Origin of the sequence: Pseudonocardia sp. SID8383 (assembly GCF_009864975.1) — a bacterium.
Classification (GTDB): domain Bacteria; phylum Actinomycetota; class Actinomycetes; order Mycobacteriales; family Pseudonocardiaceae; genus Pseudonocardia; species Pseudonocardia alni.
Genome location: NZ_WWFY01000366.1, coordinates 1 through 350, shown reverse-complemented (window position 1 = coordinate 350; position 350 = coordinate 1). Strand labels below are relative to the sequence as shown.

1 protein-coding gene is annotated in these 350 nt (G+C 77.1%); it reads right to left on the bottom strand.

Going from position 1 to position 350, the window contains the following annotated elements:
- Positions 1–350: hypothetical protein (locus GTW08_RS08720; protein ID WP_161151749.1), on the bottom strand; the 350-nt coding region annotated here is incomplete at both ends.

Genomic DNA, 350 nt, shown 5'->3' with positions numbered 1-350 from the left:
TCGGCGTCGCGCGCGTCGTTGAGCAGCACCCCGCCCGCCAGGTGCGGTAGCCGCGCCAGCACGGTCTCCCGGTCGGGGGCGGGCAGCTTCGCCAGGTAGCGACGGCCGGACCAGGCGGTGATCCCGGCGGCCTCCAGCGCCGCGAGGAGGTCCTCGATCTCCGTCGGGTCGGGCAGCAGGCCGCCGTCGCCGAGCGCGGCGAGCGCGCGTTCGTCGCGGCGCTGGTCGCCGTGCAGGGTCGTCCGCTCCCGCTCGGCGCCGCGGATCGCGGTGGTCAGGGTGTCGACGACGAGGCCCGCGTCGGTGTCCGGGCGGATCTCGTCGAGTCCGAGCAGCTCTGCGGGCCGGAC